We start from the raw sequence: 25,998 nt of genomic DNA on the forward strand, positions 1-25,998 counted from the left end.
TCGTGAGTCCTGGCCGTGTGAAACGCGACGGGACGCGAGCGGGAGGCTGGTGGTTGCCTCGAGGCCACGCCCACAGTCGCGCCCGCCTCCGGCGACCTGGCCCGCGGAGGCCTCCATGTTGAAGGGGGGGCCATGGCTCCGCTGTTCCGCCCGGGGACCGACTCGGTGCTGCGGGCGTTCATCGCCCTGGCACTGGGTGTGCCCGCGGTGTCGCTGGCGGGCCTGCTGCTCCTCGCGCGCAACCCGCTGGGGCGGGGCTCGTTCACGCCTCGCGAGCAGCCGCTCCTGTTCGACCACCGCCACCACGTAGGCGACGAGGGCATCCCCTGTGGCTACTGCCATGAGGGCGCGTGGCGCTCGCCGGTGGCGGGAGTGCCGCCCACGCAGCGCTGCCTGGGGTGCCATGCGCAGGTGTGGAACGAGAGCGCCCGCCTGGAGCCGGTGCGCGCCAGCGGCTTCGACGGTGCACCGCTTCCGTGGAACCGGGTGCACGCGCTTCCGGACTACGTCTGGTTCAGCCATCAAATCCACGTGAACAAGGGCGTGGGCTGCGTCACCTGCCACGGCCGCGTGGACACCATGCCGGCGGTGCAGCAGGTGGCGCCGCTCACCATGGGCTGGTGTCTGGATTGTCACCGCGACCCGACGCCGTGGCTGCGCCCCGTGTCCGAGGTCGCGAACCTCACGTGGCGTCCTCCCGGAGACCCGAGGGAGACGGGCCGCGCGGTGCAGGCCGCGCTCGGTGTGTCCCCTCGCACGGATTGCAACACATGCCACTTCTGACCGACCCCGCACGGACGGATGAACGCGACACGCCCGGTGCTGACGGGACGGAGCCGGTGCGCGCGTGGAGGAGCCTGGAGGAGTGGCACGCGGGAGGGCCCGGCCACGAGGCCGTGTCGCGCGAGCATCCCCCGGGGGCAATGTCTCCACCCGAGGGCGTGGCCCGGCGCACCTTCCTGCAAGTCGCGGCGGCGTCGCTGGCGGCCGCGGGCTTCAGCGGGTGCTTCCGTCAGCCGCCGGAGAAGATCCTCCCGTATTCGACGCCGCCGGAGGGGCTGACTCCGGGTGTGCCGCTGCACTTCGCCACGGGGCTGGAGTGGAACGGGCGCACGGTGGGGCTGGTGGTGCAGAGCCACGAGGGGCGGCCCACGAAGGTGGAAGGCAACCCGCTGCACCCAGCGAGCCTGGGGGCGGCGGGAGTCTTCGAACAGGCGGCGCTGCTGGGGCTCTACGACGCCGCGAGAGCGAAGACCGCGCGACTGCAAGGCGTGGAGTCCGCGTGGGGCACCGTGAGGGATGCGCTGCGGAAGCAGGCCGAGCGCGACGACCAGGGCGCGGGGCTGCGCTTCCTGGTGGAGCCCACGAGCAGTCCGCTGGTGCAGGCGCTGTACGCGCGCATCCAGCAGCGCTTCCCGTCCGCGCGGATCATCCCCTGTGGCGCGGCCCTGGCGGACGGGCGTCGCGAGGGCACGCGGTTGGCGTACGGCAGGGTGCTGGAGGTGGTGCACGACGTCGGGCGCGCGGTGGTGGTCGCGGTGGACGACGACTTCCTCGCGACCACGCAACCCGGACACCTGCGCGCGGCGCGGGACTTCGTCAACGCGCGCAAGCCGGAGGCGATGAACCGGCTGTGGGTGGCGGAGAGCACGCTGACCGTCACGGGCGGCTTCGCGGACGAACGGCTGCGGATGCGGCCGTCGCAGGGCGTCGCGTTGATGCTCGCGCTGGCGGAGGCGATAGGGGCAGGCCTGGGAGGGAATGCTCTGGCGAATCCCACGCGCGGAGTGACGCCTGCATTGGCCTCGGGGCTCGCGAGCCTGCGTGTTCCACCGACCGCGCTCACGGATGCACAGCGCGCCTGGGTGCGCGGCGCGGCGAGAGACCTGCTCGCGCACCGGGGACAGGGCCGGGTGACGGTGGGCCCGCGCCAGCCGCCGCTGGTGCATGAGCTGGCGTTCGCGATGGACGAGGCGCTGGGCAACACGCCCCGGCTGCTCGAACCCGTGGCACTCCCGGACGGAGACCCGGAGGCGCTGACCTCGCTCACGGGGGAGATGTTCGATAAGCGGGTGGACACGCTGATCATCACTGCGTGGAACCCGGCCTGGACGGCGGTGGTGGACTCGGGCTTCACGCAATACCTGGAGCGCGTCCCCTTCCGGCTGTACCACGGCCTCCACGAGGACGAGACGGCGGCGCTCTGCCCCACCTTCGTCCCCGCGACGCATCCCTTCGAGTCGTGGCGCGACGGCCGCGCACCCGACGGCACCGCGTCCGTGCTGCAACCCCTCATCGCGCCCTTGTTCCCTGGCGCGGTCTCCGAGGTGGAGCTCCTGTCCGTCTTCGCGGGCCTGGAGTCGCAGAGCCCTTACGAACTGCTCAAGTCCCTGTGGCGTGAACGCTCGGGCTCACCGCCGGACTTCGAGGCGCGCTGGGAGACGTGGCTCGCGGACGGCGTCATCCCGGAGACCCAGGCACCGCCCGCTCGGGCCGTGCTGGACGAGGCCGCGGTGATTCGGGATGCGCGGGAGGTCGCGGGGTTGGAGCCCTCCCAGTTCCTCGGGAATGCGCCAGACCTCCGAGCAGACGCCCGCGCGAGCCTCCTGAGGGAAGCCCCCAAGGGCCTGGAGCTGTCGCTGGTGCTGGACTCACGGCTGTACGACGGCCGCTTCGCGGGCAACGCGTGGCTCCAGGAGCTGCCTGATCCGGTGACGAAGCTCACCTGGGACAACGCGGCGTTGCTCTCCCCGGCCACCGCGCGGGCACTGTCGCTGGAGAAGGGGGACGTGGCGCGCATCGAGGTGCTGGGCCAGGCGGTGGAGGTGCCCGTGCTGGTGCTGCCCGGTCAGCCGGACGACACGGTGACACTGGCGCTGGGCCACGGCCGCGAGCGCGTCGGGCCCGTAGGCCAGGGCGTGGGCGTCAACGCGTACGCGCTGCGGTTCCGGAGCCTGCCATGGGGCGGAGGCACTCCGAACATCACCCGCACGGGCCGCCATCACGCGCTGGCGCTCACGCAGGAACACTGGAGCATGGAGGGCCGCCAGCTGGCGCTCCAGCTCACGCAGGCGTCCTTCCGCGCGAAGCCCCAGGCGCTCCACTCCCTCCAGGAGGACGGCGAGCGGCTCTATCCGCCGGGACCCACGGCGCTCGCGAGCGGCGGCCACCAGTGGGCCATGGCCATCGACCTGCACCGGTGCACGGGGTGCAGCGCGTGCATGGTGGCCTGCCAGGCGGAGAACAACGTGCCGGTGGTGGGGCGCGAAGGTGTGCTCAAGAGCCGGGAGATGCACTGGCTGCGCATCGACCGGTACTTCCTGGGCGACCCTGACAACCCGGGCTTCATCACCCAGCCCGTGGCGTGCGTGCACTGCGAGGCCGCGCCCTGCGAATACGTGTGCCCGGTGAACGCCACCGTCCACTCGGACGAGGGCCTCAACCAGATGGTCTACAACCGCTGCATCGGCACGCGGTACTGCTCCAACAACTGTCCCTACAAGGTCCGCCGCTTCAATTATCTGGAGTACCAGCAGCGCGAGCCCCTCACGCGCCTGCGCCAGAACCCGGACGTGACGGTGCGCTCGCGCGGGGTGATGGAGAAGTGCACGTACTGCGTGCAGCGCATCGAGCGGGCCCGCACCGTCGCTCGTGCGGCGCACCGGGATGTGCGTGAAGGCGAGGTCCGCACCGCGTGCCAGCAGGCCTGTCCCACGGAGGCCATCACCTTCGGGGACCTGCGCGCACCGGAGTCACGCGTGCGCCGTGAGCACGAAGACCCGAGGCACTACAGGCTGCTGAACACGCTGGGCACCCGGCCGCGCACGGTGCACCTGGTGCGCCTGAAGAACCCGGCGCCGAAGGGAGGCGCATGAGCACGGCCGACCCGCAGGTGCCCGCGCCCGGGGACCCGCTCACCGAGCACCCCATCCTGGAGGGGCGCCACTCCGACCGCGCCTACAGCGAGTCGTTGCTGGCCTTCGTGCACCGCCCCGCGGGCCGCACCTGGTGGGCGCTGATGGGGCTGGGGCTGGCCGGGACCGCGGTGCTGGCGGTGGCGGTGGGCGTCACGCTCTTCGTGGGCGTGGGGACGTGGGGCAACAACATCCCGGTGGCGTGGGCGTTCGGCATCACGAACTTCGTGTGGTGGATCGGCATCGGCCACGCGGGGACGTTGATCAGCGCCATCCTGCTGCTGTTCCAGGAGAAGTGGCGAGGGTCCATCAACCGCTTCGCGGAGGCGATGACGCTCTTCGCTGTGACGTGCGCGGGGCTCTTCCCGCTGCTGCACCTGGGACGACCGTGGAAGTTCTACTGGCTGGTGCCCTATCCGAGCAGCCTGCGCGCATGGCCGCAGTTCCGCTCGCCGCTGACGTGGGACATCGCGGCGGTGGGCACGTACCTGACGGTGTCGCTGCTGTTCTGGTTCGTGGGGCTGATTCCAGACCTGGCCACGGCGCGCGACACGGCGAAGACGCCCCGAGCGCGCTTCTGGTACGGGCTTGCGAGTCTGGGGTGGAGGGGCTCGGCGAGGCACTGGCGGCAGTGGCGCACGGGCTACCTGCTGCTGGCGGGGCTGGCCACGCCGCTGGTGGTGAGCGTGCACACCATCGTGTCCTTCGACTTCGCGGTGTCGCAGCTGCCGGGCTGGCATACGACGGTGTTCCCGCCGTACTTCGTCGCGGGCGCGGTGTTCAGCGGCTTCGCGCTGGTGCTCACGCTGTTGATTCCGGCGCGCAAGGCGCTGGGCATCGAGCACGTGGTGACGCCGCTGCACCTGGACAACATGGCGAAGGTGCTGATGGCCACGGGGTGGATGGTGGCCTACGGCTACATCCAGGAGCACTTCTTCGCCTGGTTCAGCGGGAACCCGTTCGAGATGCACGCCACGGAGGCGGAGTTCTTCGGACCGTACGCGCCGCTCTTCTGGATGCAGATCTTCTGCAACGTGCTGGTGCCGCAGCTGTTCTGGTTCTCCCGGCTGCGCACGAACGTGGTGGTGCTGTGGGTGGCGGCGCTGCTCATCAACGTGGGGATGTGGACGGAGCGCTTCCTCATCGTGGTGGCGTCGTTGAGCATGGATTTCCTGCCGTCGTCCTGGGCGGCGTACCGGCCCACGTGGGTGGACTGGAGCCTGCTGGGCGGCACGGTGGCGTTCTTCGGCACGGCGTTCCTGCTGTTCCTGAAGTTCGTGCCGGCCGTGTCGGTGAGCGAGATGAAGGAGCTCCAGCGCGAGGTGGACGCGTCGCTTCAGTTCCGGCGTGAGCAGGGCACTCGGCCAGGTGGTGCGCCATGAGCCGCCAATGGGTGCTGGGAGAGTTCGCGTCCAGCGAAGCCCTGGTGGCAGCGCTGAAGGACCTGCGCGCGAGGGGCTTCGAGCAGCTGGACGCGCACACGCCGTTCCCGGTGGAGGAGACGTTCGAGGCGCTGGGGCTGAAGCGCTCGTGGTTGCCGTTGCTGACCTTGGGGGCGGGGTTGGGAGGGGCGGCGTTCGCGTACGTCACGCAGTGGTTCACGAACGCGGTGGACTATCCGTTGAACGTGGGAGGCCGGCCGCTGCACAGCGTGCCCACGAACCTGCCCATCACGTTCGAGCTGGCGGTGCTGAGCGCGGCGCTGACGGTGTTCGGCGCGCTGATGTTGCTCTTCGGCTTCCCGCACGTGACGCACCCGGTGTTCGACGTGGAGTCCTTCCGCAGCGCGTCCGTGGACGGCTTCTGGGCGAGCGTGGCGGTGGACGGGGAGGACGCGCCGAAGGTGGAGGCGGCGCTGCGCGAGCTGGGAGCGCGGCAGGTGTCGGTGGTGGTGGAGGGAGCGCGATGAAGCACTGGACGCTCCTGGCGCTGCTGGGCGGGATGGCGGCGTGCGACGACACGGATCCGATGGCGTCACAGCCGCGAGCAGAGGCGTTCGGAGCAAGCGAGTTCTTCGACGACGGTCGAGCCATGCGCCCCCTGGTGCCGGGGACGGTGGCGCAGGAGTGGCGCACGCGTGGGGACACGCAGGGGCTCACGGCGGAGGGGGCATGGCTTCAGTCAGTGCCGGTGCCGTTGACCCGGCAGCTGCTGGAGGAGGGGCGCACGGCCTATGAGACCTGGTGCGCGGTGTGCCACGGGCTGACGGGAGACGGGGACGCCATCGTGGCCCGGAAGATGCCGCAGCGCCGGCCGCCCGGGCTGTTCGTGCCGCACGACCACGCGAGCCAGGTGGTCTACGGCGTCGTGGAGGGTGAAGCCCCGTACACGGGAACGCAGGCCGTGACCGCGAGGGTGGGGCCGGATGCGTTTCCTCTGCCCCAGAGGGTGGACGGGTGGGGCGCCGTGAGGGACACGGCCGATGCGGGGCGGCCCGGCGTTCCGGACGCGGGACGCGTGAAGGTGAGTGACGCGGACGCGGCGCGGGCCCGGCAGGTGGCGCTCGTGGGGCCACGAGGCCTCGCGATGGAAGGACGGCTCAACGAGCCCTCCACGACGGGAGACCTGCCGCACCCGCTGGGCTTCTACTTCGCGGTCATCTCCCAGGGCTTCGGCGTGATGCCCGCGTACGGACCGCAGCTCACGCCCCATGAACGCTGGGCCGTGGTCGCGTACCTGAGAGCCCTGGGCCGCAGTCAGCGTGCATCGCTCACCGTCGCACCGCCCGAAGTGCAGGCACGGCTGCGCCAGGAGGTCGGAGCACCATGACACCTCCCGTGCTCCCACGCTTCGAGGGCGGACAACGCGCGCTGGGCATCAGCGCGGCGCTCGGCGTCGTAGGGCTTGCCGCCACTGCAGTCGGCGCCTTCCTCGACGTGCGTCAGGCACTGGCGGGCTACCTCTTCGGCTTCTCCTACTGGTTGAGCCTGTGTCTGGGCGCGCTGCTGCTGCTCGCCGCCTTCCACGCGTCAAAGGCGCGCTGGCCCGTGGTGCTGCGTCGTGCGCTGGAGGTCACGGCCGCCACCGCGCCGCTGTTCCTCGTGTTGTTCGTGCCCCTCGCGCTGGGAATGCGGCACCTGTATCCGTGGGTCGCGCCGTCCGCGGATCTGGGCGAGCACACGCTGCACGTGCTCGAACACCGGCGGCTCTACAACAACGTGCCCTTCTTCCTGGTGCGCGCCGCGCTGTACTTCGTCACCTGGGGACTCGTGGGCCACCTGCTGCACCGCTGGTCCGTGCGCCAGGACGCAACGGGCGACGTGCGCTGGACGCTGTGGCAGCGGCGGCTGGGCGGGGGCTCGCTGCCCGCGCTGGGCCTCACGTTCTCCTTCATGACGCTGGACTGGATGATGTCGCTGGAGGCGACGTGGCAGTCCACCGTCTACGCCGTCCACGTCTTCTCCGGTGCGTTCGTGGGCGCGCTGGCCTTGATGATCATCGCGGGCGCGGCCACTCGCGGCACGCAGCACTTCGGCAGCTTGATGTCCCCGGGCCACTACCACCGGCTGGGCACGCTGATGTTCGCCTTCGTCTGCTTCTGGGCCTACATCGCCTATTCGCAGTTCATGCTCATGTGGGTCGCCGCCCTGCCTGAGGAGGTGAGCTGGTACCGCGTCCGCCTGGAGGACGGCTGGGGCGTGCTGTCGCTCGTGCTGGTGCTGGGCCACTTCGTCATCCCCTTCGCCCTGCTCCTGTCGCGCGAGCTCAAGTCGCGTCCGCTAGTGCTGGGGGCCGTGGCGCTGTGGCTGCTCGCGATGCACGCCGTGGACGTGGCGTGGCTGCTGTTCCCCTCGCTCTCGCCGGAGCGGGTCTTCGTTCCCTGGACGGCGCTCACCGCGTGGCTGGGCGTGGGCGGGCTGTCCGTGGCGGCGGCACTCTGGCTCTCGCGTGGCGCCTATCCCGTGCCCGTGGCGGATCCGTATCTCGTCCACTCGCTCCAGGTGCGTCCGCCATGAGCGAAGCCCGTCCACCACCTCCGGAGCTGGAGCGGCTGCCCACCGCGTGGTTGCTGCGCGTCGGAGCCGTGGCGCTGGCGCTGCTCGCGGCGGCCAGCGTCGCGGCGTGGGCCTTGTGGATCCTCTGGCGTCCCGGATCCGAGCGCCCCCTCCCCATGCCTCCGAGCACCCTGCAGGTGGGCATGCTCGACCAGGCCCCCTTCTCGCTGGACCGGCGCGCGGACGCGCTGAAGGCACGGCAGCGCGAGCGGCTGGACGGCTACGGCTGGGTGGACGTGGACGCGGGCGTCATCCACCAGCCCATCGACGCGGCCATGCGGCAGCTGCTCTCCGAAGGTGAAGGGGGCGCGCGATGAACGAGCTGCTGCGCCGCCTCTTCTTCCTCCCGGAGCAGGGCTCCACCTTCGCCGTGAAGGTGGACCATCTGCACTACGTCCTGCTGCTCACCACGATGGCGGTGGGGATGGGCATTGGCGCCGTCGGCCTCTTCTTCCTCGTGCGCTACCGCCGGCGAACGGCGTCGGACCCCACGCCTCGAGTGGTGGCGCCCACGTGGCTGGAGGCGCTGTTCATCGGCGTGCCGCTGTCGCTGTTCCTGCTCTGGTTCGTCCTGGGCTTCAGACAGTTCGTCTGGGTGATGAGCCCGCCCCAGGACGCGCTGGACGTGTACGTCACCGGCAAGCAGTGGATGTGGAAGTTCACCTATCCCGGAGGCCCCAGCGCCATCGACACGCTGGTGGTGCCCTCGGGCCGGCCCGTGCGGCTGCTCCTCACCTCGCGGGACGTCATCCACTCCTTCTACGTGCCGGACTTCCGCATGAAGCGGGACGCGATACCCGGCCGCTACACCGACCTCTGGTTCGAAGCCCCGAAGCCCGGCCGCCATCAGGTGCTGTGCGCGGAGTACTGCGGGCTGGACCACTCGCAGATGCGCGGCGAGGTGGTGGTGCTGCCACCCGCGGACTTCGAAGCCTGGCGGGATGCGCAGCGCCGCAACCTCCCCGTGGCCGCGCTGCCCGGCGCCAACACCGCCGAGCCCATGGCCGTCCGGGGCGAGCGCATCGCCGCGGCGCAGGGCTGCCTGCAATGCCACACGGTGACGGGCGCGCCGCACATCGGCCCCACGTGGCTGGGGCTGTACGGCAGGCAGGAGCCGCTGGAGGGCGGCGGCGCGGTGCTCGCGGACGAGGCATACCTCACCGAGTCCATGATGGATCCGCTGGCGAAGGTGGTGGCTGGCTACGCGCCCGTGATGCCGGGCTACCACAGCCGGTTGAGCGCGGAGGACACCGGCGCGCTCGTGGAGTTCATCAAGTCCCTGCGTCCCCTGCGCCCGGGTGTCACCGCGGCCGAGGAGCCTGTCTATGTCCCCACCGGCCGCTGAGTCCTACCTGACGGACGGGCGCACCGTGTGGTCGTGGCTCACGACGCACGACCACAAGCGCATCGGGGTGATGTTCCTGGGGCTGACGCTCTTCTTCTTCCTCGTGGGCGGCCTGTTCGCGCTGGCGCTGCGCATCGAGCTGCTCACGCCCGGCCGCACCATCATGGGGCACCTGGCGTACAACCGGATGTTCACGCTCCACGGCGTCACCATGGTGTGGCTGTTCATGATTCCAGCCATCCCGTCCGCCTTCGGCAACTTCCTGGTGCCGCTGATGATTGGCGCCAGGGACGTGGCCTTTCCCCGGCTCAACCTGGCGTCCGTGTACCTCTATGTTCTGGGAGCCAGCATCGCGCTGTGGGGCATGTTCGAGGGCGGCGCGGACACGGGCTGGACCTTCTACACGCCCTACAGCACGACCACGGGCACGGCGGTGCTGCCGGTGCTGGTGGGCGTGTTCATCATCGGGTTCTCCACCATCCTCACCGGGCTCAACTTCATCGCCACGGTGCACACGCTGCGCGCGCCGGGCCTGACGTGGATGAAGCTTCCGCTGTTTGTCTGGGCCATCTACGGCACGTCCATCATCCAGGTGCTGGCGACGCCGGTGCTGGGCATGGTGCTGCTGCTGGTGGCGCTGGAGCGGGTGGTGGGCGCGGGCATCTTCGACCCCGCGCGAGGAGGCGACCCACTCCTCTTCCAGCACCTGTTCTGGTTCTACAGCCACCCTGCCGTCTACATCATGGTGCTGCCGTCGATGGGCGTCATCAGCGAGGCGGTGTGTGCCTTCAGCCGCAAGAACGCCTTCAGCTACCGGATGATTGTGTATTCCACGCTGGGCATCGCGTTCGTGGGGTTCTTCACCTGGGGCCACCACATGTTCGCGTCCGGCCAGTCCACGTTCGGGTCCGGCGCGTTCGGCGCGATGTCGATGCTGGTGGCCATCTTCACGGCGATAAAAATCTTCTCCTGGCTGGGCACGCTCTACCGGGGCTCCATCGCCATCGAGTCGCCGCTCATCTACACGCTGGGGTTCATGTTCTTCCTCTTCTTCGGAGGAATGATTGGCGTGGCGTACGCGACCACGTCGTTGAACCTGCACTGGCACGACACGTACTCGGTGGTGGCGCACTTCCACTTCATCATGGTGGGGGCGACGGTGATGGCGTTCCTGGCGGCGCTGCACTACTGGTTCCCGAAGATGTCCGGGCGCTGCTTCCCGGCGAAGCTGGCAAACGGCGCGGCGGTGTTGATCATCTTCGGCTTCATCGCCACGTTCGTGCCGCAGTTCCTGCTGGGGAACCTGGGGATGCCCCGGAGGTACGCGGACTATCCGCCGCACTTCCAGTCGCTGCACGTGGCGTCCACGGCGGGAGCGTCACTGCTGGCGTTCGGGTTCCTGGCCATCGCGGGGTATCTGGCGTGGAGCCTGCGGCATGGCGCCGTGGCAGGAGCCAACCCCTGGGGCAGCGACGGCTTCGAGTGGCGGTCCGCGTCCCCGCCACCCACGCACAACTTCTCCACACCGCCCGAGTACCCCACCGGTCCGCACGAGTACGCGAGCGAGGAGGTGCAGCATGCCGCCTGAGGCCGTAACGGAGCACTGGGGCTCCGATGGTGCGCGCCGGCAGGCGGCGTACCTGGGCATGTGGGTCTTCATCGCGACGGAGGTGTTGCTGTTCGCGGGGTTGTTCACGGCCTATGGCGTGTATCGCTCGGTGTACCCGGAGGTGTTCCGAGCGGCGCAGCTCACGATGGACGTGGGGTTGGGCACGCTGAACACGTTCCTGCTGGTGACGAGCAGCATCGTGGTGGCGCTCGCGGTGCACGCGGTGCGGGAGGACAGGCCGGGGTTGGGCGGCGCGTTGCTGCTGGCGGCGGCGCTCCTGGGCGTCGTGTTCCTGGGGGTGAAGGGCGTGGAGTACGCGCACCACGTGAAGGAGGGCGGGTTGCCGGGGGACGCGTACCGGTTCACGGAGGTGCCGCGCGTGGGCGCGAGCCTCTTCTTCACGCTGTACTACCTGCTGACGGGCTTCCACGCGCTGCACGTGACCGTGGGCGTGAGCGTGCTGACGGTGCTGGGCGTGCGGTCCGCGTCGGGGACGTTCGGCTCGGCGTACGCGACGCCGGTGGAGCTGGGCGGCATGTACTGGCACCTGGTGGATGTCATCTGGTTGTTCGTCTATCCCATCCTGTACCTGTCCTGAGGAGCGGGCCCGTGACCGAGGACGCGGTGGAGAAGCCGGAGCGTCAGCTGAGCGTGGCCGGCGTGCTGGTCGTGGGCGGGGTGCTGCTCGCGTTGACGGCGCTGACGTACGGGCTGCACAAGTTGCCGCACGGCACGTGGTCGCTGCCGGTGGCACTGCTCATCGCGGGGGCGAAGGGGCTGCTGATCGCCCTGTTCTACATGCACCTGCGAGAGCAGCGCACGAGCAACGGGCTGGTGCTGCTCACGTCCGTGGTGTTCGTGGCGGTGCTGCTGGCCGTGTGCGTGCTGGAGACGCGCACGCGCTTCCGTCCCACGATTCCTCCAGGTCCGTTCCCGGTGGAGGCCCTGCCAGGAGCGATGGAGGACCCGAGGAGCGCGAGGCCTCCGGAGCCCGCGGGTCCTCGGGAGCCGTGAGCGTCAGGGTGGGGAGGTCCTCAGGGCGTGGAGTTGACGCCGCAGCCGGTCCACGCGGGTGAGGACATCCCGGAGCGCAGGCACTGTGCCGAGCGCCGCGCCGAACGCGATGTGCAGGAGGAACAGCAGCGCGGAGGAGGCTTCGCGCGCGAGGGGTGGCGAAGCGAAGGGAATCATCAGCCGGGTCATCACGGCCCACAGGCCCAGGCTGTAGAGCATTCCCAGACAGAGCGCCGCGACGGCGGTGCCCCGGCGTGGCAGCAGGAGCGCGAAGCCCGTGGCCAGTCCACCCGCCACGGCGAAGTGGATGAACAGCCCGAGCAGCACCGCGCCGGCTCCCTGGGCCGCGCCACCGCGGAAGAACAGCCCCGCCACGAGGAGCGCAGGCCTCCAGGGCTCGCCTTGCAGCACGGCCGCGAACGCGCAGGCGAGCACCGTCATCGCGAAGGCGCCCACCGTTCCCGCCAGCGCACCGGGGAGCACGGCATCGCGCACGGGGTTCCACGGCGCCACCGCATGGTCCACCGCCTGGAGCCGTCCGCGCATCCGCATCCTTCCCTCCCTTCATCGTCGAGAGTAGGAACTGCCGCTCGGAGAGAGGACCCGGTTCGGCCGTGGCGGAGACCCCGCCGGGGAAGGGCCTGGCCGCCTGGAGGGCGTGGAGGACACCCCACGTTGGAGCCTGGGTCCGCTTGGAGCCATGGACGGCCCCTGGGGGGAGGCCGTTAGATTTCCAGCTGTGATTGCCTCCGTCCGCTTCGAGCACTACCGGTGCCTGCTTCGCGTGCAGCTCGCCTTGGAGCCACTGACCGTCCTGGTGGGGCCCTCGGCGTCGGGGAAGACCGCCGTGCTGGAGGGGCTCCAACACCAGCTCGCGTACGAGCCCTCGGACTTCTGGCGGCGGGATGAGTCCCGTCCGCTCTCCATCGAATGGACGTACGCGCACGGCGACCGCACGCGCGTGGAGTATCCGTTCAGTGTGATGGACACGCTGCCCGGCCAGGGGCACTCCACGCAGCAGCTGTCGCTGAGCATGGAGGCGCTGCGCGGAGCTGGCTCGTCCGCGAAGGCGACCTGGCTGGAGCGCAAGGGCGGCAACCTCGCGAGCGTCTTCGCGGCGCTGCCCATGTCCACGCGGGAGGTCATCTCCAAGGAACTGGCCAGACGCGTGCCGTCGTTGTCGGAGGTGGACGTGGCGCGCGACCTGGAGGACCGCTCCTTCCGGCTGCGCTTCCGCGACCGCTGGAGTCCGGACGTCTGGTTCGGCCCCGACTACGTGTCGGACGGAGTGCTGTGGCTGCTCGCGTTCCTGGTGTTGCCCTACCAGCGCCCGCTGCCGGAGCTGCTCACTCTGGACGAGCCGGAGCGCGCCCTGCACCCGGGCCTGGTGCGCGAAGTCTTGGAGCTCCTTCGCGCCATGACGCGAGGCGAGTCCACGGGAGGCCAGCCGGTGCAGGTGGTGCTGGCCACGCACTCGCCGGACCTGCTGGAGCACGTGCGTCCGGAAGAGGTGCGCCTCCTGTCGAGAGAGCCTGCGGACGGCTCCGTGCGAGTGAACCCCGTGCCCGCCACCGCGCTCCACTGGCGGCGTGAATGCAGGGATCTGCTGGACTCGCTGTAGCCGCGGGCCATCGGAACAGGCCGGGCTGTCCACCAGCGCACTGCCCCGGCTCCGCGAGTGACCTGCGGGTGACGCTCCGCGCGCGGGGCTGACGGTTGTGTGCCTGCATCGGCGGGCCACTCCTAACGTGGGCCTCTTCGCCCATGCCCCTCCTCCTGCCCATCCTCCTGGCCCTGGCGTGCGCGCCGCTCGCCTATGTCGCGGGCCGGTGGCGTCCGGGCGCCGCGGCCTGGATGGGCGCCCTGGGCGCGCTCGCCGCGATGGGGGCGCTGGTCCATGAATGGACAACGCAGGCGCCCACGCGCCTCGTGCTTCCCTGGGCCCCCTCCTGGGGCCTGTCGCTGGAGTTCACTCGCGACGGCCTGTCCGGCCTCTATGCCGCGATGGCGCTCGGCATCGGCGCGCTCGTGGTCCTGTACTCGCGCGCGTACATGCCGCACCACCTCCACGAGGAAGGCCGTCCCGCTCGCGACGAGGTGCGCTTCCAGGGACTCCTCCTCGCGTTCATGGCCGCCATGGTGCTGCTCGTCACCGTGGATGACCTGCTGCTGCTCTTCGTGGCGCTGGACCTCACCACCATCATCTCCTACCTGCTCATCGGCTTCGACCGCGAGGACCCCGAGTCGCGCGCCGCCGCGCTCCTGTCGCTCGTGCTCACCGGCGCCACCTCCGTCGTCTTCTTCGCGGGCGCCATGACGCTGGGCCTCCAGTACGGCACCTTCTCCCTGCCGCTCGTCTTCGAACGCGCGGCGCAGAACCCCGCGTCCACCGGCGCCCTGGTGTGCCTGGCCGTGGGCGCGCTGGGCAAGAGCGCGCAGGTGCCGTTCCATTTCTGGCTGCCTCGCGCCATGGCCGCGCCCACGCCCGTGTCCTCGTACCTGCACTCGGCCGCGATGGTCGCCGCGGGCGTCTTCCTCCTCCAGCGCCTCTATCCCCTGTTCGCCCCCGCCACGGACGTGCGCCACGGCCTGCTCGCCATCGGCTTCCTGTCTCTGGGCATGGGCAGCCTCATGGCCCTGGTGGCGGATCCGTTCAAGCGCGTGCTCGCGTACTCCACCATCGCGCAGTACGGCTACGCCCTGGTGCTGGTGGCGCTGGGCTCCGAAGGCGCGCCGCTCTACGTGGCGGCCCACGCGCCGTGCAAGGCTGCCCTCTTCCTCACCGCGGGCGCCATCACCCAGGTCACCGGGAAGAAAAATCTGTCCGAGGTCGGCGGCCTGCGCCACTCGCTCCCCGTGCTCGCGGGCGCCAGCGCCGTCGCGGCGGCGGGGCTCGCCGCGCTGCCCCTCACCGTGGGCTTCTTCAAGGACGAGGTCTTCTTCCACGCGCTCGCGAAGGAGGGCCCCGCGTTCATGGCGGCCGGGCTCGTGGGCGCGGGCATGACGCTCGCGTACACGCTGCGCCTGTGGTGGGGCCTCTTCGGTGGACCGCGCCAGGACGTGCCCGCCGCACCGCGCCTGCTCGTGGCCCCCGTCGCCGTGCTCGCGGCGGCCATCCTCCTGGGCGGCGTGCTGCCGGGGCTCCTGGTCGCGCCCTCCCGCGCCGCCGCGGAGGCGATGCGCGGCGAGCCCTCCACGCTGGAGCTCGCGTACCACCTGGATGCGCGCGCGGAGAACCTGCTCGCCGTGGGGGCCTGGGTCCTGGGCGTGGCGCTGTTCGCCTCGCGCCGTGCGTGGACGCCCGCGCTCTCCCGCGTGCTGGAAGGCGCGTCCCACGTAGGCGCCGAGCGAGGCTATCGCCTGCTGCTGCACCAGTTGGACCGCCTGTCCACGTGGCTGCACGAGAAGGAGGTGCGCGACCTGCGCGACCGCGTGGCGTCCGTGCTGGTGCCCGCGGGCCTGCTGGGCCTCGCGGTGCTGGGCGTGACGCCGCTGCGCGACCGCTTCAAGGTGGGCCCGGTGGGGTGGGCGGACATCACGCTGGTGATGGCGCTCGCCTTCGCGTCCGCCGCCGCGCTGGCCACGCTGCGCGCGAAGGGTCATCTGCGGCTGGTGCTGCTCATCTCCTGCGTGGGCTTCAGCCTGGCCATGGTGTTCGCCTTCGCCGCCGCGCCCGACGTGGCCCTCACCTCCGTGCTGGTGGAGACCACCTTCACGCTGCTCTTCGCGGGCCTGTTGGCCCTGCTGCCCCGCGGCCGCCTCGCGCGTGCCCAGCACGAGGCCCAGAACCCCCGCGGACGCGACCGCCTGGCGGCCAGTGTCGCGGGCGCGAGCGCCTTCCTGCTGAGCTGGAGCGCCCTGTCCCATCTCCATGCGGACCGCGTTGGCGCGCGCACGGTGCAGCTGGCGGAAGCCGCGCACTCGCCCAACGTCGTCGCCGCCGTGCTCACGGACTTCCGGGGCCTGGACACGGTGGGGGAGATGACCGTCGTGGTGGCGGCGCTGCTCGGCGTCACCAGCCTCCTGACCCTGAAGGGGAAGAAGCCATGATCTCCTTCGTCCCGCCCCTGTCGCGCCTCCTGCTGTGGCCGTCGTTGATCATCGCGCTCTCGTTCTGGCTGAAGGGCGGCGCGTCGGTGGGCGGCGGCTTCCCGGCCGGGGCGCTCGCCGGCCTCGCGGTGCTGCTCCAGTACGTCGTGGCGGGTCGAGACCAGGCCCGGCGCTACGTGGCGGTGCGGTACGCGGCGCCGCTGGCGGGCGTGGGGCTGCTGCTCGTGGTGGGCACCGCGTTCCTGCCCGTGCTCGCGGGCTACACGCCCATGAGCCTCTTCCCCCGACCGGACCAGCCGGAGCTGGGCATAGGAGGCCTCCACCTGCACACCGCGCTCATCTTCGAGGGAGGACTGATGCTCATCGTCTTCGGGCTGGTGGTCACCGTCATCGACCGCTTCGCCCTGCGCACGGGAGCGGAGGAGGAGTCCGGACCATGATCCTCATCGCATCCCTGGTGGTGGGCCTGCTGTTCGCGTGCGGCGTGCGCATGGTGCTGGAGCGCGAGCTGGTGCGCGTGGCGTGCGGCACGGTGCTCATCACCAACTCCAGCGTCCTGCTCATCCTCGCGGGCTCCTTCCCGGAGCGCGGCGAGGCGCTGAGCGTGCAGCAGGGCTGGCCGGTGACGGACCCGGTGCTCCAGTCGCTGGCGCTCACGGCCATCGTCATCGGCTTCGCGGTGTCCGCGCTGCTGCTCACGCTGGTGCACCGCACGCAGCGGGCGCACGGCTCGTTGCGCACGGACCGGTTGGTGGAAGCGGAGCTCAAGCGCGTGCACGCCGTGGAGAGGGAGGAGGACTCCTGATGCCGCTCTGGGGTCCACTGCTCCTGCCGTGGGTGCTGGGCGTGGTGCTGGCGTTCCTGGACGGGCGCCGCGCGTGGGTGGCGTGGCTGGCCATCGCGGGGCTCGCGGGCACGCTCGTGTGCACGGTGTGGCTGTTGCCCCAGGCCTGGAGCGCGCAGGCGCCCCAGTTCGTCACGGGAGACTGGCCCGTGGGCGTGGGCATCCGCCTGCGCGCGGATCAGCTCTCCATCGTGTTCGCGCTGGTGTCCACGTCGGTGCTGCTGGGCACGCTCGTGTACGAGCACGTGGCGGGAGGCATCACGTCACGCAGCTTCCCCGCGCTGGTGGTCTTCATGGGCGCGGGGCTCACGGGGGTGTTCTTCACGTCGGACGCGTTCAACTTCTACGTCTTCTTCGAACTGGCGATGACGTCCGCCTTCGCGCTGGCGTCGTATGGCGAGAAGCCCCGGAACCTGCGCGCCGCGTTCACCTTCGTGGTGGTGAACCTGATGGGGTCCTCGTTGTTCCTCACGGCGGTGGTGATGCTGTACCTGACCACCGGAACGCTGGACATGCTGTCCATCATCGCGTGGGGACAGGCGGGGGAGCCGTTCGCGCTGCTGGTGCCCGGCACGCTGCTCTTGTGCGCGTTCGGCGTGAAGCTGGGCTTCTTCCCATTCCACTTCTGGGCGCCAGCGGTGTACCGGGACGCGGGCCCCACGGTGGCGGCGCTGCTCGCGGGAGCGCTGGCGAACATCGGCAGCTATGGACTGCTGCGCTTCGGCGTGGACGTGATGCCGCAGGTGCTGGCGCAGGCCCGGCCGCTGCTGGAAATCCTGGGCGCGGCGAGCATCCTCTACGGCTCCGTGCTGGCGCTCTCCCGGCGGGACACGCGCGAGGTGCTCGGGTACGCGTCCATCTCGCACGCGGGGCTCATCATCGCCGCGCTGAGCCTGGATGGCCGCGAGGGCCTGTGCGCGGCGGTGGCGCTGGCGCTGGCGGGCTCCGTGGACAAGACGGCGCTGTTCCTGGCGCAGGACCGGGGCGGCGAGCGGGCGCGCAGGGCCTACTCGGTGGCGGCCTTCAGCACGGCGGGAGTGCCGCCCACCGCGGGCTTCTGGTCCAAGGCCTGGCTGCTGCGAGCGGCGCTGGAGCAGGGGCATGCCTGGCTCGCGGGGCTGGTGGTGCTGGCGAGCGCCCTGTCGCTCCTGGCCCTCTTCCGCGCCTACCAGCGCGAGCGGTGGTTGAGGGAGGGCGCGGCCCTGCACCGGGGCACGGGCGCGGTGGTGTACGCGCTGTCCCTCGCGCTCATCGCCGCGGGCCTCTGGCCGGAGCCGCTCTTGCGCGCCGGACGCGACGCCATCCAGGGTCTGGGGACGCTGCCATGAGCCCGCGCACCCTCGTGCACATGCTGTCCCTGGCGCTGCTGTACGCGCTGATGGTGGGCAGCTTCCACCCGGTGGACCTCGCGCTGGGCGCGGTGCTGGCCCTGGGGGTGATGCGCCTGTTCCCCCTGGCGGTCCTGCCCCCGGTCCTGGGTGCTCGCGAGCACTGGCGCCGCACGCTGCACCTGCCCCGCTTCGGCTGGGCCCTGGCCGTGCTGGTGACGCGGAGTTGTTTCCATGTGCTCACGGTCATCTTCGGCCCCGCCGACCGTGCGAATCACGCGGGCGTCGTGGAGGTCCCCATGGGCGAGCGCACCGCGCGCGGCGTGCAGGTGTCCTCGTGGGTCATGTCCCTGTCCCCGGGCACGGTGCTGCTGGAGCTGGACTGGAAGAAGCGCGTGATGCGCATGCACGCGCTGGACGCGTCGGATCCGGACCGGTTGATCCGGCAGCAGGACAACTTCTACCAGCGCTACCAGCGCGCGGTGTTCCCGTAGGGAGGCGGCCTGCGATGCACAAGACCTTCTTCACCCTGGCCATCGTGTGGATGGTGGGCCTGCTGGGAGCGCTGGTGCTGCTGGCCTCACGCCAGCGGTCCTCGGCGGACATGCTCATGTCCGTGGACACCCTGGGCCTGGTCATCTGCGCGGTGTTGGCGCTGTACGGCGCGACACGCGGCGAGGCCGGCTACCTGGACGCGGCCCTGGTGCTGGCCCTGCTCTCCTACGTGCAGACCGTGGCCGGCGCCCGCTTCCTGCACCACGGCCGCACCTTCCACGACGAGGAGGACAGCCGATGATGTCCGCCGGGTTGCAGTGGGTGGCCGACGGCCTGGTGGTGCTGGGCCTGTTCTTCATCACCGCCGCCATCATCGGCATGTACCGGCTGCCCTCGGTGCTCACGCGCGTGCACGCGGCGGGCGCGGTGCCCTTCGGCGGGGCGCTGGTCATCATCGGCGCCACGCTGGCGACGGCGGACGGCTGGCTCCTCCTGCGAGGGCTGCTCGTCGCCGCGTTCCTGATGCTCACCATCCCCAGCTCCGCCCACGCCATCGCCTGGCTGGCGGAGAAGCGCCCGGAGCTCGCCCACGACAAGGGCCGGCGGCACCGGCACGAACCGGAAGGCCACGAGCGGAAGTAGCCGCCCGCACGCAGGCCCGCTCCCAGAAGGGCGGGACGGGCACCGGGATGCCCCCGGGCTCCAGGGCACACCGCGGTCACTAGCTTGATACGCGAGGGACCTCCCCCTGCCCAGGAGCCTCGCGCATGAGCGCCACCGTCAGCGACTACCTCGTCTATCGCCTCATCCAGTGGGGCGTGCGCCGCGTCTACGGCTACCCGGGCGACGGCATCAACGGCGTGATGGGCGCGCTGAGGCGCAACTCCGAAATGCAGTTCGTGCAGGTCCGCCACGAGGAGATGGCCGCCTTCGCCGCCTGCGCGCACGCGAAGTTCACCGGCGAGGTGGGCGTGTGCATGGCCACCTCCGGCCCGGGCGCCGTCCACCTGCTCAACGGCCTCTACGACGCGAAGCTGGACCACCAGCCCGTGGTGGCCATTGTCGGCCAGCAGGCGCGCACGGCCCTGGGCGGGCACTACCAGCAGGAGGTGGACCTCACCTCTCTCTTCAAGGACGTGGCCAGCGAGTACGTCACCATGGTGACCGCGCCCTCCGCCATCCGCCACGCGCTGGACCGGGCCGTGAGAATCGCCCGGTGCGAGCGCACCGTGACGTGTCTGGTGTTGCCCAACGACTTGCAGGAGCTGCCCTACGAACCACCCGCGCGCAAGCACGGCACCGTGCACTCCAGCGTGGGCTACGCGTCCCCGCGAGTGATTCCCCAGGACGCGGACCTGCGCCGCGCCGCGGACGTCCTCAACGCGGGCAAGAAGGTGGCGATGCTGGTGGGCGCGGGCGCCATGAACGCGGTGGACGAGGTGCTGGAGGTCGCGGACCGGCTGGGCGCGGGAGTGGCCAAGGCGCTGCTGGGCAAGACGGTGCTGCCGGACGCGCTGCCCTTCGTGACGGGCTCCATCGGCCTGCTGGGCACGAAGCCCAGCTGGGACCTGATGCAGGACTGCGACACGCTGCTGATGGTGGGGACGAGCTTCCCCTACTCGGAGTTCCTTCCGCCGGAGGGCCAGGCGCGCGGCGTTCAAGTCGACCTGGACGGCCGGATGCTCTCCATCCGCTACCCCATGGAGGTGGGGCTCGTTGGCGACGCGAAGGAGACGCTGCGCGCGCTGCTGCCCCTGCTGAAGCGCAAGGAGGACCGGAGCTGGCGCGAGGGCGTGGAGAAGGGCGTGGCGCGCTGGTGGAAGGTGCTGGAGGCGCGCGCCATGAACGACGCGAACCCCCTCAACCCGCAGCGAGTGTTCTGGGAGCTGTCCCCGAAGCTGCCCACGGACGTCATCCTCACGGCGGACTCCGGCAGCTCCACGAACTGGTTCGCGCGCGACCTGAAGGTGCGGCAGGGGATGATGGCGTCCCTGTCCGGCAACCTGGCCACCATGGGCTGCGGCGTGCCGTACGCCCTGGGCGCGAAGTTCGCGTTCCCGCACCGCCCGGTGCTCGCGGTGGTGGGCGACGGCGCCATGCAGATGAATGGCAACGCGGAGCTCATCACCGTGGCGAAGTACTGGAAGGAGTGGAAGGACCCGCGCCTCATCGTCCTGGTGCTCAACAACCGAGACCTGGGCCAGGTGACCTGGGAGCAGCGGGCGATGGCCGGCGACCCGAAGTACGCCGCGTCGCAGGAGCTGCCGGACTTCCCCTACGCGAAATACGCCGAGTCCCTGGGCCTCAAGGGAATCCGCGTGGACCGGCCGGACCGGCTCGCGGCCGCATGGGATGAAGCGCTGGCCGCGGACCGGCCCGTCGTCTTCGAGGCCTGGGTGGACCCGGACGTGCCGCCCCTGCCGCCGCACATCACCGTGGAGCAGGCGAAGATGTTCGCCTCCGCCGTCGTGAAGGGCGACCCGGACGCGGGCGGCTTCCTCAAGCAGTCCCTGAAGGACATGGTGGAGAACCTCCTCCCCCACAAGGGCAACAAGTCCTGAGGTGGGGCAGGGGCCCTCAGGCGTCCTGCTTGAGGGCCTCGGCAGGGGAGACACGCGTGGCGGCGACCGCGGGAATCCAGCTGGCCGCCAGCGCGGTGAGGAAGAGCAGTGCGGGCGCTCCCACGAAGATGAGCGGGTCGTGGGGCGTGATGCCATACAGCATCGCGGAGAGCGCGCGGGCCAGCAGCCCCGCGCCCAGCAGCCCCACGGCGAGCCCCAGGCCGGTGAGCCGCAATCCCTGGGTCACGACCAGCCGGAGCAGTCCCCGAGGCGTCGCGCCCAGAGCGCTCCGGATGCCCAGCTCCCGCGTCCGCTGCGTCACCCAGAAGGCCAGCAATCCATACAGCCCCACCGAGGCCAGGACCGCGCCCAGCAGCGCGAACGCCGCCAGCAGTCCGCCCAGCACCCGCACCCGGGCGGAGCCGGCCTCCACCACGCGGTCCAGCGGTCGGACGTTGAGGAGCCGCAGGTTCGGATCCGCCGCGCGGACCTCCTCCTGTAGCAGCGCCAGCAATTGGGGCGCCGGCAGCGAGGACTTCACCGCCAGGTTCAGGCTCTTGCGCATGTCCTGGCCCAGCGGGACGTAGAGGTCCCCGGACGGCGCCACCGAGATGCGCTCCATGGGCACGTCCCCGACGACGCCAATGACTTCCCGGGGCGCCGCGTCCCTGTCCAACTGGAGCCGGACACCCACCGGCTCCCGGCCCGGGAGGTACCGGCGCGCGAAGGCCTCGCTGACGACCACCACGGGAGGATGATCCGCTGTGTCGCCAGCATCCATGAGGCGGCCCTGCTTCAACGCGATGCCCATGGCCTGGAACGCGCCCGCGCTGGCCGGAACGTAACCGGCTCGGGGAGGCATCCCGGATGGCGGGGGCATCCCCGCGACGTGGAAGCCCGCTGTCTCGCGCCAGACTTCACCCGAGAAGGGGAGCGCCGCGGTGAGCCCGGCCGAGTCCACGCCGGGGAGCGTCTCCATCCGCGCGATGAGCGCCTGGGCCAGGGCCGAGGCCCGGGCCTCGTCGGGGAACTGCTCCAGCGGGAAGAACACCTCCGCGACCGTGACGTGCTCGGGCTCGAAGCCCAGCGGCACGGCCTGGAGCTTCCACAGCGTGCGCAGCATGAGCCCCGCGCCCACCAGCGGCACCAGCGCCAGGGATAGCTGTGCGACGACCAGCGCCGAGCGCGCCCAGCCCAGGGACGTCGCGCCGCGCCCTCCGCGCGCCATCGGCGCGAGCACGGCCCGGGCCTCTCCGCGCGAGGCGTGGAGCGCGGGCAGTACCCCCACCAGCACCGCCGTCGCCAGCGACACGGCCGCGACGATGGCGAGCAAGGAGGGCTCGAGCCCCGGTCCGGACACGAACCAGCCTGGAATGAAGAGGGTGAGCAGTCCCCGCCCCCAGAGCGCGAGCAGCAACCCGCCCACGCCACCGAACGCGGCCCGGACCGCGCTCTCCACGAACACCTGCCGGACCAGCTGCCACCGGGTCGCTCCCAGCGCGAGCCGCACCGACAGTTCGTGCATCCGCGCGCTGCCCCGCGCGAGCAGCAGGTTCGTGAGGTTCGAGCACCCCAACAGCAACAGCAGCACCGCCGCCCCGGCCGCGATCTGGAGCTGCGAAAGGGACTGTTCGACGAAGTACGCGTGGAGGGGCTCCACGTGCACCCCCACCCGTGGCTCGCCCGGGACGTCCGCCGCGGCGAGCGTGAGCGGAAGCAATTCCCCCCGGGCCTGCTCCAGGGAGACGCCCGGACGCATCCGGCCCACGACGCGCAGCGTATTGCCGCCGTCCTTGAGCACATCCAGCGCCAGGGGCTTCCACGCCTCCACCTCCGGCTCGAAGCGGAAGTCCTCTGGCAGCACGCCAACGATGACGTGCGACGTGTCGTCCAGCAGGACGCTCCGGCCCAGGACGGCGGGGTCCGCCCCATACAGCCGCTGCCACAGCGCATGGGTCAGCACCAGCTCGCGGTCGCGGCCCGGAACTTCTCCTTCCATCCCCCAGAGCCGCCCCAGGGCGGGCTGGACGCCCAGCAGGGGCATCAGCCCCGCGGAGGCGCGTCCCACGGTCAGCCGCGCCTCCAGCCCCGCTCCGCCCAGCAGCTGCTTCGCCACCCGCACGCCCTCGATGCCGGAGAAGCTCCGGGCACCCTCGCGCCACGCGGTCCACACCGGAAGGCTCACGCGGGTGCGGTCCTTGTGCGGCCCGGCCCCCGCGCCCGGCGTCGTCGCCTGGAAGAGGCGGACCAGTTGCTCCGACTCCGGATACGGCAGGGGTTGCCAGAGCACCGGGTACACGACACTGAAGACCGCCGTGGTCGCACCGATGGTGAGCGCGAGCGTCAACACGACGACCGCGGTGAAGAGCTTCTCCCGGGCCATCGAGCGCAACGTGCGCCGGACTTCGTGCAAGAGCATGGACCTGTCAGGGGTGGGGGGACGAGGACGCGCGTGTAGCAACGAGGATGCCACGCACGGCCTTCCTCCGCCGGACGGAGCACGCCGCCCCGGGGCCTGACCGGAACTGGGAACGACCGTCCCACTTCCGTGAAACGGACTACTTCGTGAGCCAGCGCATCGTCGCCTCGGTGACCACGCCGAACAGCGCCGTCTGCGCGAACAGCCAGACGTGCTCCTCGCGTGTCCAGCTGCTCTCCGAGGCCGTCGCCTTGAAGAGGGAAAAGGCCATGCGCTCGAACGCGAGCACGCCCAGGCCCAGCAGGACACCGCTGTGCGGCAGGGACCACTTCGACGTGCCCCTTCGCACCAGGCCCCAGCCCATCCCCAAAAGGGGGCCATAGCCCGCGCGTAGCGCGAAGGCCCAGTCCGCCGCCTCCCGCCGGGACAGCTTCCGTCCGAACAGCCGGCTCAGCACGTGCCGCGCGATGTTGCGCGCGGAGTAGGGCGGCGGACGGCCCAGCGAGGCATTGCGCACGGCGACCAGCGCTCCCAGGGCGCCGGTGCCCACGGCCCCGGCGACATATGCGGCGGCGTATGGATTCCTCATGGCCTACCCCTTCATCAGGTTGCGCATCACGAACCACAGGTTGGCCGGACGCTCCGCCAGCCGGCGCATGAAGTAGGGATACCAGTGCTTCCCATACGGGACATAGACACGCACCGGATGGCCGTCCTTCGCCAGCTGCTCCTGGAGGTCGCGCCGGATGCCATACAGCATCTGGAATTCGAAGGCGCCCTTGGGCAGATGCTGACGCGCGGCGTACTCCAACGTGGCGTCAATCATCCGCTCATCATGCGTGGCGATGCCGTGATACACGCCGCTGTCCAGGAGGATGCGCATGCAGCGCACGAAGTTCGCGTCCACGTCCTTCTTGTCCGGGAACGCCACGTCGGAACCCTCCAGGTAGGCCCCCTTGCACAGCCGGATGCGGACGCGCTCGGCGCACAGGGCCTTCGCGTCCTCCTCCGTGCGCCGCAGGTAGCTCTGGAGCACCGCGCCCACGTGCCGCTCGCCGAACTCCGAGTGCAAATCCCGCACGATGTCCAGGGTCGTCTGCGTGACGGCGCTCTCCTCCATGTCCACGCGCACGAACGAGTCCCTCGCCGTCGCGTCCGCCACCACCGCCCGCGCGTTCTGCAGCGCCAGGTTCCGGTCGAACAACAGACCGCACTGCGTGAGCTTCATCGACACGTTGGCCCGCACGCCCACCTGGTCGATGCGCGCCAGCAACCGCAGGTACTGCTTCACCTCGTCGCGAGTCTCCGGGGGTGAGCGCACCGCTTCGTTGAGATGGTCGAAGCTGGCCATCAGCCCCTTCGCCGTGAGGGCCTTCACCGCGTCCACCGCCTCCTCCAGCGTCTCCCCCGCGATGAAGCGGGACGCGAGCTGGCGAAAGGGTTTGAGCCGCGTGGCCACGTCCTTCAGGTTGGACTGACGCGACAGGAACAGCAGCGCGGAGCGGGACAGCTGGTCTGCGGCCGTGGTCATGTGGATGTGTTCCCCCCGCGACTAGAGATAACGCCTGTTCAGTCAGGGTGCCGCGAGAGGAAGTCGGACACGCGTTCATTGAACGCTTCCGGGTGGCTCATGTACGGCAGGTGACTGGCCGCCTCCAGGAACTCCAGCCGGGCGCCCGGCACATGCGCCGCCACGTCGCGCGCGGCCGCGGGCGGCACCAGCAGGTCCCGGCCCCCCTCGATGACGAGCGTGGGCACGCGCAGCTCTTGCAACCGGTGCAGGAAGTCCGCGGCCAGGATGTCACGCAGCCGCCGCATCAGCTCCAGCGGCGAAATGCGCCGGGCCTCGCGCACGATTTCCGCCCGCCCCTCCGCCGGCAGCCACCGGCCTCCCATGACCCGCGCCACCGTGGGCGCGAACACATACGCCAGCGGCCGGGGCGCCCGCACCAGCGTGGACAGCGTCAACGCCAGCCTCCGGATCTTCCGCACGCTGGCCACCGGCGACACCAGCACCAGCGCCTTCACCCGCTGGGGGTGCTCCAACGCATACGCGATGGACAGCAGGCTGCCGTAGGAGGACCCCATCAAGGCGAAGCGCTCCGGCAGCCCCGCCTCCGGGTGGTTGAGCACCGACAGGTTCCACTGGAGCGGCGTATGGGTCGCGGGTGTCTTCAGCGGCGGCGTCCACAGGAGCAGGTTCCACGCCTGGGCCAGCGGCTCCATGGGCGCGAACGACCGGCCACTGGCGCCCAGCCCCGGAAGACAGACCACCGTGCGTGATACATCCCTGTTGCCCCCAGGGAAGGTGAACAGCCGCACCGCCGTGCCCCGGACGACGCGCTCCTCGCAGTCCAGCCGTTCATACCCGCGCTGGATGTCTTCCACGTCCGGCACCCGCGGCGGCGGCGGGCGGGGCGGGGC

At 70.8% G+C, this 25,998-nt stretch carries 25 protein-coding genes; 20 read left to right on the plus strand and 5 right to left on the minus strand.

Annotated features, from left to right (window positions below):
* The first annotated feature begins 132 nt into the window (after positions 1 to 132).
* The 11 genes from D7V77_RS14705 to D7V77_RS14755 are packed head-to-tail and all read left to right on the plus strand — an operon-like array spanning position 133 to position 11,877.
* The gene (locus tag D7V77_RS14705) at positions 133 to 783 is read left to right on the plus strand and encodes a cytochrome c3 family protein (protein ID WP_120576912.1); all 651 of its coding nucleotides are present in this window, start codon (positions 133 to 135) and stop codon (positions 781 to 783) included.
* Positions 771 to 3,875 (plus strand): TAT-variant-translocated molybdopterin oxidoreductase, encoded by a 3,105-nt coding sequence (locus tag D7V77_RS14710; RefSeq protein WP_120576913.1) that lies wholly within the window; start codon positions 771 to 773, stop codon positions 3,873 to 3,875. The genes D7V77_RS14705 and D7V77_RS14710 overlap by 13 nt, the downstream gene beginning before the upstream one ends.
* The gene (nrfD, locus tag D7V77_RS14715; protein WP_120576914.1) at positions 3,872 to 5,296 is read left to right on the plus strand and encodes an NrfD/PsrC family molybdoenzyme membrane anchor subunit; all 1,425 of its coding nucleotides are present in this window, start codon (positions 3,872 to 3,874) and stop codon (positions 5,294 to 5,296) included. Before D7V77_RS14710 ends, nrfD begins: the two co-directional genes overlap by 4 nt.
* Positions 5,293 to 5,823: a DUF3341 domain-containing protein gene (locus tag D7V77_RS14720; RefSeq protein WP_120576915.1), complete on the plus strand. Its 531-nt coding sequence runs from the start codon at positions 5,293 to 5,295 to the stop codon at positions 5,821 to 5,823. The genes nrfD and D7V77_RS14720 overlap by 4 nt, the downstream gene beginning before the upstream one ends.
* Entirely contained in the window at positions 5,820 to 6,683 is an 864-nt protein-coding gene (locus D7V77_RS44270) for a cytochrome c (protein ID WP_199733785.1), read from the plus strand. The genes D7V77_RS14720 and D7V77_RS44270 overlap by 4 nt, the downstream gene beginning before the upstream one ends.
* On the plus strand, positions 6,680 to 7,870 hold the full coding sequence (locus tag D7V77_RS14730; RefSeq protein ID WP_120576916.1) for a hypothetical protein: 1,191 nt from the start codon (positions 6,680 to 6,682) through the stop codon (positions 7,868 to 7,870). Before D7V77_RS44270 ends, D7V77_RS14730 begins: the two co-directional genes overlap by 4 nt.
* Positions 7,867 to 8,226: a hypothetical protein gene (locus tag D7V77_RS14735; protein WP_120576917.1), complete on the plus strand. Its 360-nt coding sequence runs from the start codon at positions 7,867 to 7,869 to the stop codon at positions 8,224 to 8,226. Before D7V77_RS14730 ends, D7V77_RS14735 begins: the two co-directional genes overlap by 4 nt.
* Complete coding sequence (coxB, locus tag D7V77_RS14740; RefSeq protein ID WP_120576918.1) at positions 8,223 to 9,254, plus strand: cytochrome c oxidase subunit II; 1,032 nt, start codon at positions 8,223 to 8,225, stop codon at positions 9,252 to 9,254. The genes D7V77_RS14735 and coxB overlap by 4 nt, the downstream gene beginning before the upstream one ends.
* A complete protein-coding gene (locus D7V77_RS14745) occupies positions 9,235 to 10,842 on the plus strand; it encodes a cbb3-type cytochrome c oxidase subunit I (protein WP_120576919.1) in 1,608 nt (535 codons plus the stop codon). Before coxB ends, D7V77_RS14745 begins: the two co-directional genes overlap by 20 nt.
* Positions 10,832 to 11,461, plus strand: coding sequence for a cytochrome c oxidase subunit 3 (locus D7V77_RS14750; protein WP_120576920.1), 630 nt, complete (start codon positions 10,832 to 10,834; stop codon positions 11,459 to 11,461). Before D7V77_RS14745 ends, D7V77_RS14750 begins: the two co-directional genes overlap by 11 nt.
* Before the next feature lie 11 nt (positions 11,462 to 11,472).
* Positions 11,473 to 11,877, plus strand: a complete 405-nt coding sequence (locus tag D7V77_RS14755; RefSeq protein WP_233596991.1) for a cytochrome C oxidase subunit IV family protein — start codon at positions 11,473 to 11,475, stop codon at positions 11,875 to 11,877.
* 3 nt (positions 11,878 to 11,880) lie between these two features.
* On the opposite strand, the gene D7V77_RS14760 is transcribed toward D7V77_RS14755, so the two are convergent.
* Positions 11,881 to 12,429 (minus strand): hypothetical protein, encoded by a 549-nt coding sequence (locus tag D7V77_RS14760; RefSeq protein ID WP_120576921.1) that lies wholly within the window; start codon positions 12,427 to 12,429, stop codon positions 11,881 to 11,883.
* Positions 12,430 to 12,616: 187 nt separating this feature from the next.
* Between D7V77_RS14760 and D7V77_RS14765 the strand changes: the two genes are divergently transcribed.
* The 9 genes from D7V77_RS14765 to D7V77_RS14805 all read left to right on the plus strand — a co-directional run bounded on the left by D7V77_RS14765 (position 12,617) and on the right by D7V77_RS14805 (position 21,155).
* Complete coding sequence (locus D7V77_RS14765) at positions 12,617 to 13,498, plus strand: AAA family ATPase (RefSeq protein WP_120576922.1); 882 nt, start codon at positions 12,617 to 12,619, stop codon at positions 13,496 to 13,498.
* 143 nt (positions 13,499 to 13,641) lie between these two features.
* Entirely contained in the window at positions 13,642 to 15,927 is a 2,286-nt protein-coding gene (gene mbhE, locus D7V77_RS14770) for a hydrogen gas-evolving membrane-bound hydrogenase subunit E (RefSeq protein WP_120576923.1), read from the plus strand.
* Positions 15,924 to 16,367, plus strand: coding sequence for an MnhB domain-containing protein (locus D7V77_RS14775; protein ID WP_120576924.1), 444 nt, complete (start codon positions 15,924 to 15,926; stop codon positions 16,365 to 16,367). Before mbhE ends, D7V77_RS14775 begins: the two co-directional genes overlap by 4 nt.
* Positions 16,364 to 16,732 carry a sodium:proton antiporter gene (locus tag D7V77_RS14780; RefSeq protein WP_120576925.1) on the plus strand — a complete coding sequence of 123 codons (369 nt, stop codon included), beginning with the start codon at positions 16,364 to 16,366 and terminating at the stop codon, positions 16,730 to 16,732. Before D7V77_RS14775 ends, D7V77_RS14780 begins: the two co-directional genes overlap by 4 nt.
* Positions 16,732 to 18,099, plus strand: coding sequence for a complex I subunit 5 family protein (locus D7V77_RS14785; protein ID WP_120576926.1), 1,368 nt, complete (start codon positions 16,732 to 16,734; stop codon positions 18,097 to 18,099). Before D7V77_RS14780 ends, D7V77_RS14785 begins: the two co-directional genes overlap by 1 nt.
* A complete protein-coding gene (locus tag D7V77_RS14790; protein WP_120576927.1) occupies positions 18,096 to 18,593 on the plus strand; it encodes a Na+/H+ antiporter subunit E in 498 nt (165 codons plus the stop codon). Before D7V77_RS14785 ends, D7V77_RS14790 begins: the two co-directional genes overlap by 4 nt.
* A 14-nt stretch (positions 18,594 to 18,607) precedes the next feature.
* Complete coding sequence (locus D7V77_RS14795; protein WP_120576928.1) at positions 18,608 to 18,895, plus strand: monovalent cation/H+ antiporter complex subunit F; 288 nt, start codon at positions 18,608 to 18,610, stop codon at positions 18,893 to 18,895.
* Positions 18,892 to 19,236: a monovalent cation/H(+) antiporter subunit G gene (locus D7V77_RS14800; protein WP_120576929.1), complete on the plus strand. Its 345-nt coding sequence runs from the start codon at positions 18,892 to 18,894 to the stop codon at positions 19,234 to 19,236. The genes D7V77_RS14795 and D7V77_RS14800 overlap by 4 nt, the downstream gene beginning before the upstream one ends.
* A gap of 125 nt (positions 19,237 to 19,361) precedes the next feature.
* Entirely contained in the window at positions 19,362 to 21,155 is a 1,794-nt protein-coding gene (locus D7V77_RS14805) for a thiamine pyrophosphate-requiring protein (protein WP_120576930.1), read from the plus strand.
* Positions 21,156 to 21,171: 16 nt separating this feature from the next.
* Here D7V77_RS14805 and D7V77_RS14810 read toward each other — a convergent pair whose 3' ends face one another.
* The 4 genes from D7V77_RS14810 to D7V77_RS14825 form a co-directional block, all read right to left on the minus strand.
* Positions 21,172 to 23,574: an ADOP family duplicated permease gene (locus D7V77_RS14810; RefSeq protein ID WP_120576931.1), complete on the minus strand. Its 2,403-nt coding sequence runs from the start codon at positions 23,572 to 23,574 to the stop codon at positions 21,172 to 21,174.
* 139 nt (positions 23,575 to 23,713) lie between these two features.
* Positions 23,714 to 24,163: a hypothetical protein gene (locus D7V77_RS14815; RefSeq protein ID WP_147452068.1), complete on the minus strand. Its 450-nt coding sequence runs from the start codon at positions 24,161 to 24,163 to the stop codon at positions 23,714 to 23,716.
* Between the two features lie 3 nt (positions 24,164 to 24,166).
* Positions 24,167 to 25,105 (minus strand): proline dehydrogenase family protein, encoded by a 939-nt coding sequence (locus tag D7V77_RS14820; protein ID WP_120576933.1) that lies wholly within the window; start codon positions 25,103 to 25,105, stop codon positions 24,167 to 24,169.
* 38 nt (positions 25,106 to 25,143) lie between these two features.
* Positions 25,144 to 25,998, minus strand: an 855-nt coding sequence (locus tag D7V77_RS14825) for an alpha/beta fold hydrolase (RefSeq protein ID WP_306770476.1), incomplete at its 5' end; no start/stop codon positions are given.

Source organism: Corallococcus sp. CA041A (assembly GCF_003612075.1).
Lineage (GTDB): Bacteria > Myxococcota > Myxococcia > Myxococcales > Myxococcaceae > Corallococcus > Corallococcus exiguus.